Source organism: Bradyrhizobium sp. Crot121 (assembly GCF_059512385.1).
The window spans coordinates 1-365 of the sequence record NZ_JCAMOR010000484.1 but is presented as its reverse complement, the minus strand read 5'-3'; the positions used below and the strand labels follow the sequence as shown (position 1 = coordinate 365).

At 66.0% G+C, this 365-nt stretch carries 1 protein-coding gene; it reads right to left on the bottom strand.

Annotated elements, in window-relative coordinates:
- A partial coding sequence (locus AC5ZGW_RS47590) for a transposase (RefSeq protein WP_496114332.1) occupies positions 1-365 on the bottom strand: 365 nt, incomplete at both ends.

Here is a 365-nt window from a genome sequence, read left to right as displayed (position 1 = left end):
ATGACGGGTGGAAGGAAAGAGTTCTTCCAGGGCCTTCCAGAAGCCGAGCGCACCGTCGCCGACAGCGATCCGCGGCGCGATGGACAGCCCGCGCGCTTTCAGATCGACGAGCAGTTCGCGCCAGCTCTGCGCGCTCTCCCGTACGCCGACCTGAAAGCCGACCAGTTCCTTCCTGCCTTCCGGCGTCGCACCGATGACGACCAGCATGCAGGCGGCATCCTCCTCCATGCGCGCCTGAAGATAGACACCGTCGGCCCAGATGTAGACGTAGCGCCGGGCCGACAGGTCGCGCCGTTGCCAGCGATCATAGTCGACCTGCCACTCCTCCTTCAGCCGTCCGACCACCGACGGCGACAGGTTCGGGG